Origin of the sequence: Massilia forsythiae, assembly GCF_012849555.1 — a bacterium.
Lineage (GTDB): Bacteria > Pseudomonadota > Gammaproteobacteria > Burkholderiales > Burkholderiaceae_D > Telluria > Telluria forsythiae.
Genome location: NZ_CP051685.1, coordinates 5,954,734 through 5,973,369, shown reverse-complemented (window position 1 = coordinate 5,973,369; position 18,636 = coordinate 5,954,734). Strand labels below are relative to the sequence as shown.

Sequence of the window (18,636 nt, the reverse complement as noted above, 5' to 3'; positions counted from 1 at the left end):
TTGTGGGCTGAAACCATTCCTTGCGGTTATATATTCTGCAACACTAATCATTATCCAGGGACTTTACGCTCGTCAATACTGGACGCGCGACAGGGATCCACCTGGCCCAAAAAAAGAGACCGATTCAGGAGAGAGAACATGTTCAAACGGAAGCCGCTCGCGGCCGCTGTCTCGATGGCGCTGCTGGCTGCCGCCGCACCCGCTCGCGCCCAGAGCGAGGCCGGCGCCGCCCAGGCCCCCATGCAGAAGATCGAAGTGACCGGCATCCGTGCGTCGATGGCCAAGTCGCTCGCCGTCAAGCGCGACGCCAGTGCCAACGTCGAGGTGATCACCGCGGAAGACGTCGGCAAGATGCCCGACAAGAACCTGGCCGATTCGCTCCAGCGCCTGGCCGGCGTGGCGGTGCGCACCGACTACGACGAGGCCGAAAAGGTGTCGATGCGCGGCACTAATCCCGACATGTCGCTGATCGTCTTCAACGGCCACACCGTGTCCGGCGGCGACTGGTACGTCGGCGACCAGTCGTCCAGCAGCCGTTCGACCAGCCTGTCGCTGGTGCCCTCCTCGGTCCTGAACCAGGCCACCGTGTACAAGACCTCGCAGGCCGACATCGTCGACGGCGGCCTGGCCGGCACCATCAACGTCACCACCAGGAAGCCGCTCGACCAGAAGGAGCGCCTGTCGGGCGTGGTGAGCGTCGGCGCCAGCTACGCCACGCTGCCGGGCAAGACCGGCCCCGACATGAACGCCACCGTCAACTGGAAGAACGAAGCCAACACCTTCGGCGTCATGCTGCAGGGCTTTTCCGAGAAGCGCTACGTGCGCCGCGATTCCGTCTCGCGCCTGGCCTACGGCACCAGCAGCGGCTGGGACGTGATCAACACCAGCACGATGAAGGGCATCACCGACGAGTCGCTGGCCGGCACCGGCTACAAGGCCGCCGACCTGAACGGGGTGCGCCTGCCGGGTTCGATGAGCAGCGAATTCGTCGAGGGCGTGCGCGACCGCAAGGGCGGCCTGTTCTCGCTGCAGTTCAAGCCGAACCGCGACATCGACGTGACCATGACCGGCTTCCATTCGGCCATGAAGGCCAACAACTACGGCCGCCTGAAGGCGGGCGCGATCTACAGCATGCTGCTCGGCAGGGCGTCGCTGGCGGACGGGGCTACTACCGGCGCCAATGCACCGCTGACCAGTTCCAACGGCCAGCAGGTGTTCGCCTCGATCAGGAACCCGGTGATCGTCAACGAGACCACGCTGTACGGTAACCAGCTGCGCGTGCTGAAGAGCGCCGACATCCTGTTCCCGGACGGCACCACGCCGCAATACATCGGCAATTCGGAGGGTTTCTACCGCGACGGCGCCAAGGCCACCAGTTCCTTCCTCGACCTGGACGGCAAGTGGCGCGTCAGCCAGGACCTGACCCTCAAGACCCTGCTGTCGACCACGCGCGGCGTCGGCCAGACCGATACCGACCAGGGCCTGACCTACGCCAGCTTCGGCACCGGGGTCTCGTACGCGCTGGGCGACGTCCACGATGCGCCCTACGTGAAATACTACGGCACCGGCATCAAGCCGGACCAGCTGGTAATACGCACCATTTCCGGCCTGAAGACCACCGACCGCGAGAGCAGCGCCCAGCTCGACGGCGAATACAAGCTGGCGCAGGGCTGGCTGCAGTCGCTGCAGAGTGGTGTGCGCTTCGCCGACCACCGCCGCGACAGCGCGCGCCGCTCGCCCGCCTACCGTACGGCCGACCTGAACGCGGGCGCACCCGCCGGTAGCGTGCCGTGGCCGTCCGATTTCGGCGCCGGACTGGATGGCCCGGCCGGCTGGGACAACAGCGGCTATACCCTGACGCCGGAAGCCTTGAAGGCCTACTTCGCGTCGGGCACCAAGCCGACCAGCGCCGACTTCGAGCGCCGCGTCGCGTCCGAACTGCACATGCGCGAGCGCCAGAGCGCCATCTACCTGATGGCCAACCTGGAAGGCGAGCGCTGGTCGGGCAATGCCGGCCTGCGCTTCGTGCAGACCCGTGTCAACGCCGACGTGCCGACGCCGATCGCGGCCGGCATTTGCGCGCGCGCCGCACCGAACCAGCCTGCGATCCCGTGCGCCGCCTACCCGGGCGCGATCACCAGCGCCGGCGATCTGCAGCCGTACTATGACAACACGGTGTTCAATCCGCTCACCGGCAACACCTACTACTTCACCCGGACCGACCGCCGCTTCGACAACTGGCTGCCGAGCATGAACCTGCGCTACGAACTGACCAGGGAACAGATCGTGCGCTTCGGTGCCAGCCGCACCGTCGGCCGCCAGAACTACAACCTGCTGGGCGCGGGCTTCACCAGCGCCACCTGCAATGCCCAGGGCTGTACCGTCAACGGCCCGAACCCGGACCTCAAGCCGCTCACCGCCGACAATGTCGACCTGTCGTGGGCCTGGTATTTCTCGCGCCGCTCGCTGGTGGCAGCCAACGTGTTCTATTCGCGCATCCAGGGCTATGCCAAGACCGGCGCCTCGAACGGCGTGACGATCGACCTGTACGACGCGGCCTCCGGCGCCAACAAGACCTATGCGGTGAACACCACCGGCCAGCAGGGCGCGCACATCGGCGGCGTCGAGCTGTCGTACGAACAGCCGTTCGGCAACACCGGCTTCGGCTTCACCAGCAACGTCAGCCGCGCCAAGACCCGCGTCGACGACGGCCGTCCGCTGGTGGGCGCCTCGGAATGGGCCGCCAACCTGGGCGGCTACTTCGAGAACGACAAGGTGTCGCTGCGCCTGGTCGCCAACTACCGCAGCGAATACGTGAACAGCAGCACCGCGCCGGCGCCGAGCGCCAACAGCCAGGGCCTGTACAGCGTGAATGGCGTGCTGATGCCGACCGCACCGACCATGGCGGCGCCGGTGACCACGCTGGCCTTCAATGCCAGCACCAACCTCACGCCGCATCTGCTGCTCACCTTCGATGCGACCAACCTGACCAACGTCAAGCGCGCCTATTACCGTTACAGCGAAGCAGAGCAGCAGAAGCTCGATGTGATCGGCCGCCAGTTCTACCTGAACCTGAAATACCGCTTCTGATCGGTTGCCGCTGGAAACCGGCAAGGGGCTGCAGCCCCTTTTTCGTCCCGAAATAAGATCAGCGAGACGTTTTTGTAGGACTACAGCTCGTCCATTCATGCAGTGTGCGTCAGCTAACGGTGCACTTCACCCGCCGGCGATAGGATGAAGGCGTTGAGTGAGGGCCAGCGATCTTCCGCAGGTGCCGACTACCTCAACAGGTTAGCCGGTCGCCTCGAGGATCGGCACCAATTCCATGCCGGCGCGCCGGCCCCGTGGAAAGCGGAGGTTGTCCATGACCATGCCAACGACGAGCCATCCACCCAAGCACCTCGTGCGCGAGTATCTCGAGCGCCGTGCCAGGGAACCCGGCCCGCCGCCGTCGCCGGAAGAGATCCGGCGCCAGTTGGGATGGGGCATGTCGCTGCAGGCGGACGACGACGTCGCGCCCACGCTTTCCTGAATCGTTTTTTACAAGGAGAACACCATGACCGCCAAGATCGGCAACAAGAACATCGCCCAGCACCGTGGCCGCAAGGAGCGCCAGGATATCCGCAAGACCAACATTGCCCGCGAAGCCGTGCGCCAGGCCGAAGCCCGCGCCAAGTACCGCAACCAGGTCAAGGGCCAGCTGCCGCTGGCGCTGTCGGCAGCGGCAGCCTGACCCGCTTCACTCGATCCTAGCCCGCCCCGGTCACGAGGCGGGCTTTTTTGCGTCCGCGTCATCGTTCCGCTGATTCCGCTGATTCTACTTTCTTTGCCGCCGTGGGCTTCACTGCCCGCCGCGGGCGCCATTCACCGATGCCGGCGTCATTCACCGCCGTCCAGCCGCCGTTCGCCGAAAAGCGCTTTCCGTCCGCAGCACCGTTGCGGTATCGTGGCGCCATCCTGACAAACGGAGCGTGACATGAACAGCGAAGCTTCCTATCACTTGCGGCGCCAGGTCCTGTGGGGCCTGTTGCTGGTCGGCCTGGGCGTGGCCTTCCTGCTGGACCAGATGAACATCCTCGCCATCGAAAGCCTGTGGCACTATGCGCCGCTGTTGCTGGTCGTGATCGGCATTAACCAGACCATCGGCTATCCGAACGGGCGCGAATTCGCCAACGGCTTGTGGACCGCCTTCATGGGCATCTGGCTGTTCGCCGTGCTGGAAGACATGTTCGGCCTGACCTTCCGCAACAGCTGGCCGATCGCCATCATCATCTGGGGCGTGACGATGGCGGTGCGGCCCATCGCCGAGCGCAAGTTCGGCAAGACCGGCCGCCGCGACCGCCAACGTGGCTACGGCATCGACGCCAATGGGGAGAACGGCCATGGAAACTAGGACCAACCGCGCTTCCAGCCAGGTCATCCTCGGCCTGCTGGTGATCGGCATGGGCGTGCTGTTCCTGCTCGATAACCTGGACATCCTCGACTTCCACCGCGCCATCGGCTTCTGGCCGGTCGTCTTCGTCGCCGCCGGCGCGATCGTGTTGTCCGGCGACGGGCCGCGCAGCGGCAACGTCACCGGCCTGGCGTTGATCGCGCTCGGCGTGCTGATGATGCTGGGCCGGCTCGGACTGTTCCACATCAGCTGGGCCATGATCTGGCCGCTGCTGCTGATCGGGCTCGGCGGCCTGATCCTGTACCGTACCCTCGGCCCGGGACGCGTGGCGCGGCCGAACATGGTCGATGCGTCCGGGGACGAGACCGTGGTCGACGTGGTGGCGATCCTGGGCGGGGTCGAGCGGCGCGTGCGCACGCAGACCTTCCTGGGCGGCGAGATCACCGCGATCATGGGCGGCTGCGCGCTCGACCTGCGCGAATCGTCGATCCTCAAGGAAGCGGTGCTGAACGTGTTCACCATCTGGGGCGGCATCAACATCAAGGTGCCGCCGGACTGGACCGTGGTCCTGAACGGCACGCCGCTGATGGGCGGCTTTTCCGAAAAGACGGCGGCGGCGCCGGACGCCGGCAAGCGCCTGGTGATCCGCGGCTACGCCATCATGGGCGGGGTCGAGGTGCGCAACTGAGCGCGCGCGCCGGAGCAGGGCGCACGGAGCGCGGATGATGCACGGCGTGTTCGCCAGCTGGCGCGCGGCGCGCCTGTACCTGCTGGCCTGGCTGATGCTGGGCGTGCTGCTGGCGGCGATGCTGGCCGCCGGCGGGGCAGGCTTCGGCGCCAGCCTGGCATTCGCCCTGCCGCTGGCGCTGGTGTATGCGTACGCCACCGGGTTTTCTGCCTACTATGTGTGCCGCGCCTGGCCGCTCGGGCAGCGCCATCCGCTGGCGGTGTGCGCCGGCGTCGGCCTGCCGGCCCTGTGCGCCGCCGCCCTATGGTGCGCGCTCGGCGCCGCCTGGCACGGCGTGCTGGAAGCGCTGGCGCCGCAGGCGCGCGCCGTGGCCCTGGGCGCGCCCTTGCTGGCGTCGATGTTCGGCCTGGGCGTGATCCTGTACGGCCTGTCGGCCGCGGTGAACTACCTGATGCTGGAAACCGAGCAGGTGCGCCGGCTCGAGACGCACACGCTGGAGATGCGCCTGGCGGCCCAGGATGCCGAGCTGCGCCTGCTGCGCGCCCAGATCGATCCGCATTTCCTGTTCAACAGCCTGAACTCGATCAGCGCGCTGACGTCGCTCGATCCGCCGGGCGCGCGCGCGATGACGCTGCGGCTGGCGGACTTTTTCCGCCACAGCCTGGGGCTGCAGGCCGGGCGCATGGTCACGCTGGACGCGGAGCTGGCGCTGGTGCGCCATTTCCTCGCCATCGAACAGGTGCGCTTCGGCGCGCGCCTGCATGTCGAGGAAGCGGTGGATGCCGACGCGCTGCGCTGCCTGCTGCCGCCGCTGCTCCTGCAGCCGCTGGTGGAGAATGCGGTCAAGCACGGCATCGGCCGCATGCTCGGGCCGGGCCTGGTGCGCATCGCGGCGCGGCGCGCCGGTTCGATCCTGCGCATCCGCATCGAGAACGACGTCGATGCGGATGGCGTGGACGCCGGCGCCGGACTGGGACTGGGACTGGACAACGTGCGCCGGCGCCTGGCGGCAGCCTACGGGCACGAAGCGGCGGCGCACCGGTCGAACCAGGATGGACTGTTTTGCGTGGAGCTGGCGCTGCCGGCCCGCGAGCAACCGGGAGAGACGTGAGCGATGGGAACCGACACCTTGCGCGTACTGATCGTGGACGACGAGCACTTGGCGCGCGCACTGCTGCGCGAGTACCTGGCGGCGCATGCCGACGTCGAGATCGCCGGCGAGTGCGCCAACGGCTTCGAGGCGGTCAAGGCGATCGCCGAACTGGTGCCGGACCTGGTGTTCCTGGACATCCAGATGCCGAAGCTGGACGGCTTCGAGGTGGTCGAGCTGGCAGGGGCAGGACCGCAGTACGTGTTCGTCACTGCCTACGATGCGTTCGCGCTGCGCGCCTTCGAGGTGCACGCGCTCGACTACCTGTTGAAACCGTTCGGCCGCGAACGCCTGGATGCGGCGCTGGCGCATGCGCGCGCACTGCGCGGCGCCGCGCCCGCTGCCTCCACGTCGGCGCCCGGCGTGCAGGCGCTGGCGCAGGAGGCCGCACAGCGCCATGCGCCGCTGGAACGGGTGCTGATCCGCGACGGCGCGCGCGTGCACGTGGTGGCGGCCGCCGCCATCGACTACATCGAGGCCCAGGACGATTACGTGGCGATCTGCGCGGCCGGCAAGCGCTGGCTGAAAAACCAGACCCTGGGGCAGCTGGAACGCCAGCTGGATGGGCACGCCTTCCTGCGGGTGCACCGTTCCTATCTCGTCAACGTGGGCGCCATCGTGCGCATCGAGCAGGCCGGCAAGGACAGCTGGTGCGCCGTGCTGCGCGACGGCGCGCGCATCCCGGTCAGCCGCAGCGGCTACCAGAAGGTCAGGGAACTGCTGCGTTAGCCGGCCTGCCGCTGCCGCTGCTGCTGCTGCTGCCACTGGCGCCGGTCACGTCGACGTCCCACCAGCGCGGCAGCAGGTCGAGCACGTCGGCGCGCGCGAAGCGGTCGTCGATCAGCCACACGGTGCCGCAATCGTTCTCGGTACGGATCACGCGGCCGGCCGCCTGCACTACCTTCTGCATGCCGGGATACAGGTAAGTGTAGTCGTAGCCGGCGCCGAACATCGCCTGCATGCGTTCGCGCAGGCCCTCGTTGACCGGGTTCACCTGCGGCAGGCCGAGCGTCGCCACGAAGGCGCCGATCAGGCGCTTGCCGGGCAGGTCGACGCCCTCGCCGAACGAGCCGCCCAGCACCGCGAAGCCGATCCCGCGTCCGTCCGCCGTGAAGCGTCCGAGAAAGGCGGCGCGGTCCGCTTCGCTCATGCGGCGCGACTGGTGCCAGGTCGGGATGTCCGGATGGCGCGCCGCAAAGGCACCGGCCACCTGCTGCAGGTAGTCGAAGCTGCTGAAGAAGGCCAGGTAATTGCCGGGTGCGGTATGGTACTGGCGCGCCATCAGCTCGGCGATCGGCGCCAGAGACTGGCGCCGGTGCTGGTAGCGCGTCGAGATGCCCTGCGCCACGTGCACCTGCAGCTGGCTGGCGCGGAACGGCGATTCGACGTCGATCCAGGCGGTGTCGGCCGGCATGCCGAGCAGGTCGGCGAAATAGTTCCACGGTCCGAGCGTGGCCGAGAACAGCGTGGTCGAGTGGGCGAAGCCGAAGCGCGGCGCCAGGAACGGCGCCGGCACCACGTTGCGGATGCACAGCTCGGTGTCGCGCGCGTCGGCGCGGGTGACGTCGAGGATCGAGTGTGCGCCGAACGATTCCGCCAGCCTCGCGAAGCCGAGCAGGGCGAAGTAGAATTCCTGCAGCGCCGGGTCGAGCGGCGCCGGGAACGCCGCCAGGTGCTCGGTGATGGCGCTGCCGGCGCCCTGCAGGGCGTTCACCAGCTTGTCGGGAATCGTGTCCAGCACCTGGTAGGGCAGCGGCGCGGCCTTGCTGACGTCGAGCCAGGCGCGGCCGATCTTTTCCAGCGGCTTCTGCAGCGCCGGCGGGGCCACCGCGCGCGCCGCGCGCAGCGCCGCCCGGTCCAGCGTGGCGGTGTACATGGCGCGCGCGCGCGACACCAGGTTGTGCGCCTCGTCGGCCAGCACGCTGGTCTTCCAGCCGTTGGCCAGGGCCAGCGCATACAGCATGGCGCCGCCGTCGAACCAGTAATTGTAGTCGCCTACCACGACGTCGCTCCAGCGCACCATTTCGCTGGCCAGGTAGTACGGGCAGACTTCCTGCGCCAGGGCGATCGCGCGTACGGTCTCGCGGTCGAGCAGGACCGGGCCGGCCGGCATGGCGCCGTCTTCGCCGGCCACCGGGGCGGGCAACGCACCCGCCACCGTCACCGCCATCGCGCGCGCCGCCGGCAGGCGGTCGTAGAAGCCGCGCGCCAGCGGGCAGGATTCGCCGTGGCAGGCCTTGTCCGGGTGCTCGCAGGCCTTGTCGCGCGCGGTCAGTTCCAGCACCCGCAGCGGCAGCGCTTCGCGCTCCCCAGCGCCCTTCATCAGCGTGGCGGCAGCGTCCAGCGCCAGGCGGCGGCCGGGGGTCTTGGCGGCCAGGAACACGATCTTGTCCAGGCCTTCGCGCGGCGCCGCCTTCAGCACCGGGAACAGGGTGCCGACGGTCTTGCCGATGCCGGTCGGCGCCTGCGCCAGCAGGCTGCGCCTGCCGGCGTTGGCGCGGAAGATGGCCTCGGCCAATTGGCGCTGGCCCGGGCGGAAATCGGCGTGCGGAAAACGCAGCGCGCCCAGGGCGGCGTCGCGCGCCGTGCGGTGCGCCAGCTCCTGCTCGGCCCAAGCCAGGAAGCGCGTGCACTGGTCGGCGAACAGCGCCGCCAGTTCCTCGCTGCTACGGGTTTCGCGCAGCACGGTCTCGTGCTGGCTGCCGATGTCGAAGTACACCAGCGCCAGGTTGACCCGGTCCAGGCCGAGCTGGCGGCACAGCAGGTGGCCGTAGACGCGCACTTGCGCCCAGTGCAGGTGGCGGTGGTTGTCGGGGATGGCGTCGAAGCGGCCGCGGTGGGTCTTGACCTCTTCGATCAGGTTCTGCTCGGGGTCGTAGCCGTCGGCGCGCCCGCGCACGTGAAGCGTGCCGAATTCGCCTTCCAGCGGCAGCTCGGTGCGGTAGCCGCCGCCGCTGCGGCGCTCGGCCACCACGGCGTGGCCCTGGATACCTTCCTGGGCGGTGGGCGAGGGCGTGAAACGCAGGTCGAGGTCGCCCTGCTTGGCCGTGAATTCGCACAGCGCGCGCACGGCCACGCTGTACTTCCTGCTGGTTTCGCTCATGCCGCCGCCTGTTCCCACTGCAGGTAGCAGACGGTCAACGGCATGCCGTGCGCCGCGCAGTAGTCGATCCAGCGCAGCTGGTTGTCCTGCAGGCGGTCGCCCGGCCCCTTCACCTCGACCATGTTGTAGCGCCGCTCGGCCGGCCAGAACTGAATCAGGTCGGGAAAGCCGGTGCGGTTGTCGCGCACGTCCTGCAGGATGCGCAGGAACCACAGTTTCAAGTGCGCGGCCGGGATGCAGTCGAGCGCCAGTTCGATGATGTCCCAGTCCAGGTAGCCCCAGGAGACGAAGGGCGATTGCAGCCCCGCCTTCTGTTCCCAGGTGGCGCGCATGGCGGCGCGGTGGCTGCCGTCGTCCAGGCGCGCCAGGCAGGCGGCGAATTCCTGTTCGCGGCGCCGCGCGAAGTCGGCGCTGTACAGGTCGGCCGGGCCGCGCTGGAATGGGTGGAAAAAGGCGCCCGGGATCGCCGCGAACAGCGCCGGCCAGCACAGCAGGCCGAACAGGGTGTTCGCCAGCGTATTCTCGACGTAGAACACGGGCGCATCGTCGCGCCGCAGGTGCTCCAGCACCACGCCCTCGACGCGCCAGGCGCCGCCCGGCTGCGCCAGGCTCAGGTCGAGGCGGGCGGCCGGGGCGGCGCGCCGCGCCGGACCCTTCGGGTGACCGAGCTTGCGCGCCAGGCGCGGGCCGATGCGCAGCAGGTGCTGGCGCTCGGCTTCGCTCTCCGGCGCCGCATTCGCCTGTTCGAACAGGGCGTAGGCCTGGTCGAATTTCTCGTGCTTTTCCAGCACGCGCATGGCGCGCCCGCGCGCGCCGGGATAGCGGCAATCGGCGTAGACGGCGTGGGCGGCATCCCAGTCCTTGCCCTTTTCCAGCTGCTGGCCGAGCTGGAACAGCAGGCGCTCGCGCCGGCTGTCGAGCCAGTCGTTGTTAAAGGCGTGGCGCGGCAGGTCGCGCAGCACGTCGAGCGCCGGCTCCTCGGCGTAGTAGCGCTCCTTGCAGGCGTGCAGCTGCAGGTAATGGTCGATGTCCTGGCGGTTACGGAAACCGCGCGAGGCCGGCGAACATTCGACCTGCTCGTAGCGGAACACGCCCAGGTCGGACAGCACGAACTCGGTCCAGTCCTGGCGCAGGTTGCCGAAGAAGATCAGGCGCAGGCGGTCGCACAGTGGCTTGACCAGGATTGCGAACAGGGTGTCGGGACAGTCGCGGAACCAGGCGGAAAAGGCGCGCCCGTCGCTGCAGTCGGGACGCAGCGCCTCGAGCTGGTCACCCTTGCGCGCGGCGCGTTGCTGCGGCGGCAACTGGAAGGCGTCGGCGATCTCGGGCTTGGACAGCAGGTCGAACAATTCGTCGATGGAGAGCACCGGATCGAGCGCGATCCAGCCGGTGGGCAGCAGCGCCTGCACCGCGGCCACCGGGCAGCCGATTTCGGCATAGTCGAGCTTACTGGCGCGGAACAGGGTGCCCTTGCGCATCACCATGCGCACCAGCAGGGCGCGCGAAGCCTGGGGCAGGACGCCGAAGGCGTCGATGAAGGCCCGCTCATCGTCAGTGAGCAGGTCGGCGTAGCGCTCGGCGATCCAGTCCAAGACACGCTGGAAGTTGTCCAGGTAATAAAACGCGTTTTCCAACACCCTGATCATCGCCGACGCCAACTGGTTTTTTGTACAGTATAGCGGCGGCGCCGATCTTGTCCCAGCGCTTTTGGGGCATTTTCGCCACAGTCACGGCGTTTCGTGGTTTTTGTGGCCGGATACGGCGCCCATGCTGTCGTCCGCTGCCTGTGCGTGGGTATTGACGTGCTGGATGATGGCCGAGATCAGGGCGACGTCGGTGTCGAGCGCCGGCCTGGCGCCGGCCGCCCCTTTCGCATTGGCGGGGACCGTTCTGGCGCGCTGCGTTTCCTTGCGGCTGGACTGGAGCGTTGTGTGCGCCAGCGCGTGCGCTTTCGGCGTTGCTGGATGGGGTTTCGGCGCAGGTCCGTGGGCGAGGGCGTGCCGCAGCGCTTCGCTCGTGGCGCTGCGCTGGCCGGCGTGCCGGCTGGCCGAGCGCTGGGACGGGATCGAGTCCGGGGCAGCGGCCGGTTCCGGCGCCGGCCGCGCGGCTGCTCCTGCCGCCGCTGCCGGTTCCGGCGTCGGCTGCGAGGCCAGCTGCGTGGCCAATTCCTGCGTCTGGCGCGCGGCCGACGGCAGGGGCGGGGCTGTAGCGGTGCCCGCGTCGGACGCCGGCGCCGCTGTGTTCGCGGCTCCTGGCATGATCGCCGTCGCATCCGGCACGGCAGCGATGGCATCGTGCGCGCCGCCATCGCTGCCGGCGTCGTGCACCGCCCAGGCCAGTCCGGCAATCAGGCAACACGCGAGCACCCCGCCCGCGCCGTACCAGGCCGGCATGGGCCAGCCCAGCCAGCGCTTGCTGCGTGGCCGCGTGGCGTGGCGGTCGAGCATCGCCAGGATATTCACGTCGGTGCCGCTGCGGCGCGGCGCCGACATCAGGTTGGGCCGCCTGGACCCGGCTTGATCTTCATCTGTAGGGCGCACCGCGTAACTCCTAAGATTTGCACACTAATTCCCATTAGAAACAAACTGGAGAAGCGGATGCTGATCTTCCTCGTGTTGTCGTATTTTTGCCTGACCTGCGGCCTGATCTGGCTGGTCATGTTTCCCTCCGGCCGCGCCTCGGTGCTGCAAGTACTGGGCGCGTTGCAACGCCGGCTGCAAACGCGCGCCGGTGTCTTGCAGCGATCCGGCAGCGCTACCCTGCATGGCGCCGTCGATGCCGCGCGCGACGGGGCGCGCGTCCGCCTCAAGGAATGGCGGCGCCTGTTGCGCCGCCATTGGGCGTTCTGCGCGGTCGGCGTGCCGCTGGTCCTGATTCCGCCGCTGGTGGCGCTGCTGCTGCGCAATCCCGACATGCTGCCCGGCTACGAGCCGGCCGAGACCGTGGTCGACCCGCAGGTGACGGCGCTGCTCAAGGGCGAGCAACTGGTGCCGCCGGCTGCCTTGCCGCCGCTGGCGTTCACCACGCGCGAAGTCGAGCTGGTGCGGCCGATGCTGGTCGACGCCAGCCGCAACTGGGGCTTGCTGCATGCCGATTTCAGCCAGCGTCTGCTGCTTGTATTCAAGATCATGAAGGAAAAGCATGGCTACGAAATGGCACTGCTGGAGGGTTACCGTAGCCCGGCGCGCCAGGATGCGCTGGCGCAGATGGGCAGCGCGGTAACCAACGCGCGCGCTTTCCAGAGCTGGCACCAGTACGGCCTGGCGGCCGACTGCGCGTTCTGGCGCGACGGCAAGCTGGTCATTTCGGAAAAGGATCCGTGGGCGATGCGCGGTTACCAGCTGTACGGCGAGGTGGCCGAATCGGTCGGCCTGACCTGGGGCGGGCGCTGGACCATGATGGATTTCGGCCACACCGAACTGCGCCTGCGCGGGGTGATGCAGCGCTGACACGCATGCTGGCAGGGCAATGCAGGCACGGGGGCGGCCTTGTTTTCGCTCAAACTTTCGCGCTGGAAATAGTGCCAGACTTCGCCGTGGTCTCCCTCAACTTCCGACTCCACCGCCATGGCCCGACTCCGGCAATTCTTCACCGATCGACGCACCTTGACCGCGATCGGCCTCGCCGCATTCGCGGCCCTTCTGTACCTCGGCGCGGACACGCTCGAGATCGCCGCGCTGTGGACCCTGCTGGCCGGCCTGGTGCTGCTGGCGGCCTGGGGCGCCTGGTGGCTGGTGCGGGCGTCGCGCCGCAAGCGCGCGGCGGCGCAATTGAGCGACGCGGTGGTGGCGGCCGCGCAGGAGGGCGACGGCAGGTCCGCCGATGGCACCAACGGCGATACCGCCGTGCTGCGCAAGAACATGCTGGAAGCGATCGGCACCATCAAGACGTCCAAGCTGGGCCTGACGCGCGGCGCCGCCGCCCTGTATGAGCTGCCGTGGTACATGATCATCGGGAATCCGGCGGCGGGAAAAAGCAGTGCCATCAAGCATTCCGGGCTGACCTTCCCGATCCCCGGCCGCAAGGCGGTGCAGGGCGTGGGCGGTACCCGCAATTGCGACTGGTTCTTCACCACCGACGGCATCCTGCTCGACACCGCCGGCCGTTACGCCGTGTACGAAGCCGACCGCACCGAGTGGTTCAACTTCCTCGACCTGCTGCGCAAGCACCGCCCGCGCGCACCGGTCAACGGCATCCTGGTCGCGGTCAGCGTGGCCGAACTGGCCGGCGGCGCGCCGGGCGCCTCGATCGAACTGGCCAAGAGCCTGCGCACCCGGGTGCAGGAACTGACCGAGCGGTTGGGCGTGCATGCGCCGGTGTACGTCATCTTCACCAAGGCCGATCTGGTCGCCGGCTTTGCCGACTTTTTCCATGGCAGCGAACGCGGCGAGCGCGAGCGCGCCTGGGGCGCCACGCTGCGCTACAACCGGCGCAGCACGCCGCAGGACGTGCTGGGCTTCTTCGACCAGCATTTCGACGAACTGGTCGACGGCCTCCGGGAAATGAGCCTGGCCGGCATGGGCGCCAACCGCAGCGCCGCGATGCGGCCCGGCGTGTTCACCTTCCCGCTCGAATTCGCCTCGCTGCGCCCGCAATTGCGCGCTTTCCTGGCCACCCTGTTCGAGGAAAACACCTGGCAGTTCAAGCCGGTGTTCCGCGGCTTCTATTTCACCAGCGCGCTGCAGGAAGGCACGGTCGAGAACCTGTCGTCGCGGCGCGTGGCCGGCCGCTTCGACCTCAAGCTGCGCGAACAGCCGCACGGCCAGGCCGAGGGACAGTCCTTTGAACAGGCCGGCTACTTCCTGCTGGAGCTGTTCAGGAACGTGATCTTCGCGGATCGCGACCTGGTCAAGCGCTATACGAATCCGCATGCCGCGCGCATGAAGTACGGGGTGTTCTTCGCCGCCACCCTCGTGCTCGGCTGCGCGCTGGGCGGGTGGAGCTGGTCGACCATGGGCAACCGCCAGCTGGTGACCGGCGTGCAGGCGGACCTCGCCAGGGTCAACAAGCTGCAGGCCGGGCGCAACGACCTGCAATCGCGCCTGGAGGGACTGGAAATCCTGCAGGACCGCATCGAACAACTGGAAAAATACCGCAAGGAGCGGCCGCTGGCGCTGTCCTTCGGCTTGTACCAGGGCGCGGCGCTGGAGCGCAAGCTGCGCGACGAATACTTTGCCGGCGTGCGCGAGGGCATGGTGCTGCCGGTAACGGGCGCGCTGGAGGCGCTGCTCGCGGACATGAATGCCAACGCCGCCCAGCTCGATCCGAACGCCAAGGCGGCGCCGGTGGCACGTCCCGGCCAGCCGTACCAGGACGCCTCGCCCACCAACGTCGGCGATGCCTATAACGCATTGAAAACCTACCTGATGCTGGCCGATAAGTCGCACGCCGAACCGGGCCACCTGAACGACCAGCTGACCCGCTACTGGCGCGGCTGGCTGGCCCAGAACCGCGGCGCCATGACGCACGAGCAGACCATCCGCAGCGCCGAGCGCCTGCTGACCTTCGTGCTGGCGCACCTGGACGACCCGGCCTGGCCGCAGGTTACGCCCAAGCTCGGCCTGCTGGACACGGCGCGCGAAAACCTGCGCCGGGTGGTGCGCGGCACGCCGGCGCGCGAGCGCGTGTACGCCGACATCCGCACCCGCGCGGCCACCCGCTTCCCGGCGGTGACGGTGGCGCGCATCGTCGGCGAGCAGGACCAGGCGCTGCTGGTCGGCAGCTACGCGGTCAGCGGCGCCTTTACCCGCGACGCCTGGGAAAAATTCATCCAGGGCGCGATCCGCGAGGCGTCCAGCCGCGAACTGCAGAGCACCGACTGGGTGCTGAAGAGCGTGGCCAAGGACGACCTGACGCTGGAAGGCAGCCCCGAACAGATCCAGCGCGCGCTGGTCGACCTGTACAAGGCCGACTACGCGAAGGAATGGGCCAAGTTCGTGCAGGGCGTGACGGTGGCCGACCTGAATGGTTTCGAGGGCAGCGTGCAGGCGATGAACCGCCTCGGCGATCCGCAGGCCTCGCCGCTGGCCAAGCTGCTGCGCACCGTGTACGAGCAGACCGTGTGGGACGATCCGGCCCAGGCGCGGGTCGTCAACGAAAAGGTCAAGCGCGGCCTGCAGGGATGGTTCCGCGAAGTGATCCTGCGCCGGGCGCCGAGCGATGCGCGCCAGCTGGCCGATGCGGTCGGTCCGCTGCCGCTGGGCGGGGCGCCGGTCGCGGCGGGCCCGGTCGGGCGGGAGTTCGCCGGCGTGGCGCGCCTGGTCGGCACCAGGGAAAAGGACGCGTCCCTGATGACCGGCTACCTGGATGCGCTGTCGAAACTGCGCAGCCGGTTGAACGCGCTGAAGAACCAGGGCGATCCCGGCCCCGGCGCCAAGCAGCTGATGCAGCAGACGCTGGAAGGCAGCGGCTCGGAACTGGCCGACGCCTTGAAATACGTGGACGAGCAGATGCTGACCGGGATGAGCGACAGCCAGAAGCAGATGCTGCGCCCGCTGCTGGTGCGGCCGTTGACCCAGACCTTCGCCATGATCGTGCTGCCGTCCGAATCCGAGATCAACAAGACCTGGCAGGCCCAGGTGGTCGAGCCGTTCCAGAAGAACCTGGCGGCCAAATACCCGTTCGCGCCCTCGGCGCAGATCCAGGCCACGCCGGCCGAGATCGGCCAGGTGTTCGGACCGGAAGGCACGGTCGCCAAGTTCGTCGGCACCACCATGGGGCCGCTGGTGGTGCGGCGCGGCGACGTGCTTTCCAGCCGTACTTGGGCCGACCTCGGCATCACGCTGGCGCCGCAGGCGGTGAGCGGCTTTCCGGGCTGGGTGGCGCCGCTGTCGGCCAACGGCGTGGCGGCCAGCAGCGGACCGCAGCAGGTGTTCCAGCTGCTGCCGCTGGCGGCATCCGGCGTGACCGAATACACGATCGAGATCGACGGCCAGCAGCTACGTTACCGCAACACGCCGCCGGCCTGGGTCAACATGGTGCATCCGGGACCGCAGGGCACCAGCGGCGTGAAGATCAGCGCCGTGGCTTTCGACGGGCGCACGGTGGAACTGTTCAGCGAGCCCGGCCAGTTCGGCCTGCAGCGCATGATCGGCGCCGCCGAGAAGAAGCGCCTCGGCCCCGGCGTGCACGAGCTGCGCTGGAGCGCCGGCGGCGTGGCGGTGGCGGTCAACCTGAAGATCGTCAGCGATACCAACACCAGCGATGGCGCCGGCGGCGGCGCGGCCCAGGCCAGTCGCGGCTTCAACGGCTTGCGCCTGCCGGAAGCGATCGTCGGCCGCGCCGCGCCGGCCGCCGGTGCGGCGGCATCGGTTGCCGCCGGCGCCACCGCGGCCGCGGCTGCGGGCAGTGCGCCGGCACTGGCGAGAGCATCGCAATGACGCGCGCCGCCAACGCCAGCCGGGTCGGCTACTTCGGCAAGATTCCGGCGCACGACGACTTCATCAAGGCTGCCGACGACCAGCCGGTGGTGACCATGCTCGACGACTGGCTGGCGCAGGTGATGGCGCGGCTGCCGGCCGACGCGCGCTGGAAGCTGAACTACGACGGCATGGCGCCGGCCAGCTTCGTCTTTGCCGGACCGGCACGCCGGCACGCGGTGGCAGGACACGTGGTCGCCAGCCGCGACCGGTCGGGGCGGCGCTATCCTTTCCTCACCATGCGCACGCTGGACCTGCTCGACCCGGCCGCCTATTTCGCGCATTGCCCGCTGGCGCTGGGCCCGCTGTGGCGCCTGCTGGAGAATGCGGTACCGTGCGTGCTCGGCGCCGCCGATCCGGCCGCGCAATTGCAGGCGATCCTGGACGCGCCGCCGGCGCTGGGCGAGCCGGATGCCGCGCACGATGCGGCGCTGGCCGAGTTCCTGGCCGTGCATACGGTCGGTTCGCTATCGAGCCAGCTCGGCCTGGCGGCCAACCGCACGATCCTTGGCCTGGGATTGCTGCTGCAGCCGGTGATGCACAGCCGCCCGGCGGCGCTGCACAAGAGCCTGGTGTTGCCGCTGCCGCGCGACGATGGCGCCCGCTTCCTGGTGGCGGCGTTCTGGCTGGCGCTGGTCGCGCCTTTCGTGCGCCGCGCCGGCTACGACCTGGTGCTGTTCCTGACCCGGGTGCGCGAACGGCCGGCGCTGGTGATCGGCTTCGGCGGGGCCGCCGCCGCCGCCCTGCATGCGCTGATCGATCCGCTGGTCGCCGCCGAGCAGCAGGTGCACCTCGAGGACAACCGCTGGATCGACGAGCAGATGGGCATCGACATCGACGTGCGCGCACTGGCCAGCTACCTGGAACAGCCGATGCTGCCACTGCGCCTGGCGCGCGAACTGTTCCTGAAAACCTTTATCGGAGCCGCATCGTGAACACATCTCTCCCGTTTGCCGCCGCGTTCCTGGGCGCGGCGCTGGCCTGCGCCGTGCTGCCGGTGCGGGCGGCCACGACGGCGCCGGCAGCGGCGACTGCGCCGATCGTGGTGTCCGGCACGGTCGCCGACGATGCCGCCAAATCCGCCCTGCTGGCGCGCCTGCGCGCGCTGTACGGCACCGAGCGCGTGGTCGACCAGCTGGCGGTAGGACGGGTGGTGGCGCCGCCGGATTGGAACGAGCGGGTGGGCAAGCTGATCGGCCCAAACCTGAAGCTGGTCAGCCGCGGCCAGCTGCAGGTGGACGGCGTCATCGTCAGCCTGCGCGGCGACGTCGCCAGCGAGGAACAGCGCGCCAGGATCGGCGCCGACAGCGCGCTCGAGCTGGGCCAGGGCTACACGCTCAACAACGGCCTGCGCGTGGCGGCGTCGGAGCAGGGCATGCTCGATGCCGCGCTGGCCGACCGCATCATCGAATTCGAGTCGGGCAAGGCGGCGCTGACCGATTCCGGCAGGGCCATCCTCGACCAGATGAGCGTGGCGTTGCTGCGCATGAAGGACAAGAAGGTCGAGGTGATCGGCCATACCGACAACGCCGGTTCGCGCGCCGGCAACCTGTCGCTCAGCCAGGCGCGCGCCGAGGCGGTCAAGAGCTACGTGGCGGGGCGCGGCGTGAACGGCGACATGATCGCCGTCTCCGGCGAAGGCCCGGACCGCCCGGTGGCCGACAACCGCACCCCCGAAGGCCGTGCCCGCAACCGCCGCATCGAATTCAAGGTCGTCCAGTAGATTCGGGGTCAGATTCGGGGTCAGAGCACAATGTCGGGGTCAGAGCACTTCAGAAAGACATGGCCCTGCAGCAAAATCAGAGTGTGAGCGCGCTGTATCGACCAATGCTTCATTGCGAATGCCTGGGCTCGTCGACGTTGGATATGCTCAAACAATTGATC

Annotated in this window: 14 protein-coding genes; 11 read left to right on the top strand and 3 right to left on the bottom strand. The window is 68.7% G+C overall.

Annotated elements, in window-relative coordinates:
* The first annotated feature begins 138 nt into the window (after positions 1–138).
* The 7 genes from HH212_RS25090 (at position 139) to HH212_RS25060 (ending at position 6,960) form a co-directional block, all read left to right on the top strand.
* Positions 139–3,090, top strand: a complete 2,952-nt coding sequence (locus HH212_RS25090; RefSeq protein ID WP_170204951.1) for a TonB-dependent receptor — start codon at positions 139–141, stop codon at positions 3,088–3,090.
* 274 nt (positions 3,091–3,364) lie between these two features.
* On the top strand, positions 3,365–3,532 hold the full coding sequence (locus HH212_RS25085) for a hypothetical protein (RefSeq protein ID WP_169433518.1): 168 nt from the start codon (positions 3,365–3,367) through the stop codon (positions 3,530–3,532).
* 24 nt (positions 3,533–3,556) lie between these two features.
* The gene (locus HH212_RS25080) at positions 3,557–3,733 is read left to right on the top strand and encodes a hypothetical protein (protein ID WP_170204950.1); all 177 of its coding nucleotides are present in this window, start codon (positions 3,557–3,559) and stop codon (positions 3,731–3,733) included.
* A 243-nt stretch (positions 3,734–3,976) separates the two neighbouring features.
* A complete protein-coding gene (locus HH212_RS25075; RefSeq protein ID WP_211172418.1) occupies positions 3,977–4,393 on the top strand; it encodes a LiaF transmembrane domain-containing protein in 417 nt (138 codons plus the stop codon).
* A complete protein-coding gene (locus HH212_RS25070; RefSeq protein ID WP_170204949.1) occupies positions 4,383–5,081 on the top strand; it encodes a LiaI-LiaF-like domain-containing protein in 699 nt (232 codons plus the stop codon). The genes HH212_RS25075 and HH212_RS25070 overlap by 11 nt, the downstream gene beginning before the upstream one ends.
* 34 nt (positions 5,082–5,115) lie before the next feature.
* Positions 5,116–6,192, top strand: coding sequence for a sensor histidine kinase (locus tag HH212_RS25065; protein ID WP_308633230.1), 1,077 nt, complete (start codon positions 5,116–5,118; stop codon positions 6,190–6,192).
* Between the two features lie 18 nt (positions 6,193–6,210).
* The gene (locus tag HH212_RS25060; protein WP_170205685.1) at positions 6,211–6,960 is read left to right on the top strand and encodes a LytR/AlgR family response regulator transcription factor; all 750 of its coding nucleotides are present in this window, start codon (positions 6,211–6,213) and stop codon (positions 6,958–6,960) included.
* On the opposite strand, the gene HH212_RS25055 is transcribed toward HH212_RS25060, so the two are convergent.
* The 3 genes from HH212_RS25055 to HH212_RS25045 form a co-directional block, all read right to left on the bottom strand.
* Positions 6,941–9,334 (bottom strand): ATP-dependent DNA helicase, encoded by a 2,394-nt coding sequence (locus HH212_RS25055; RefSeq protein ID WP_170204948.1) that lies wholly within the window; start codon positions 9,332–9,334, stop codon positions 6,941–6,943. The two genes, HH212_RS25060 and HH212_RS25055, sit on opposite strands and share 20 nt — an antisense overlap.
* Positions 9,331–10,980: a VRR-NUC domain-containing protein gene (locus tag HH212_RS25050; protein ID WP_170204947.1), complete on the bottom strand. Its 1,650-nt coding sequence runs from the start codon at positions 10,978–10,980 to the stop codon at positions 9,331–9,333. Before HH212_RS25050 ends, HH212_RS25055 begins: the two co-directional genes overlap by 4 nt.
* A gap of 81 nt (positions 10,981–11,061) precedes the next feature.
* Positions 11,062–11,874, bottom strand: a complete 813-nt coding sequence (locus HH212_RS25045) for a hypothetical protein (RefSeq protein ID WP_170204946.1) — start codon at positions 11,872–11,874, stop codon at positions 11,062–11,064.
* 57 nt (positions 11,875–11,931) lie between these two features.
* Here HH212_RS25045 and HH212_RS25040 point away from each other — a divergent pair, with 57 nt between their 5' ends.
* The 4 genes from HH212_RS25040 to HH212_RS25025 all read left to right on the top strand — a co-directional run bounded on the left by HH212_RS25040 (position 11,932) and on the right by HH212_RS25025 (position 18,475).
* A complete protein-coding gene (locus tag HH212_RS25040; protein WP_170204945.1) occupies positions 11,932–12,783 on the top strand; it encodes a M15 family metallopeptidase in 852 nt (283 codons plus the stop codon).
* A gap of 117 nt (positions 12,784–12,900) precedes the next feature.
* On the top strand, positions 12,901–16,713 hold the full coding sequence (gene tssM / locus HH212_RS25035) for a type VI secretion system membrane subunit TssM (protein WP_170204944.1): 3,813 nt from the start codon (positions 12,901–12,903) through the stop codon (positions 16,711–16,713).
* Positions 16,710–17,687 (top strand): type VI secretion system-associated protein TagF, encoded by a 978-nt coding sequence (gene tagF, locus HH212_RS25030; protein WP_170204943.1) that lies wholly within the window; start codon positions 16,710–16,712, stop codon positions 17,685–17,687. The genes tssM and tagF overlap by 4 nt, the downstream gene beginning before the upstream one ends.
* Positions 17,681–18,475, top strand: coding sequence for an OmpA family protein (locus tag HH212_RS25025; protein WP_370663945.1), 795 nt, complete (start codon positions 17,681–17,683; stop codon positions 18,473–18,475). Before tagF ends, HH212_RS25025 begins: the two co-directional genes overlap by 7 nt.
* Positions 18,476–18,636 lie beyond the last annotated feature (161 nt).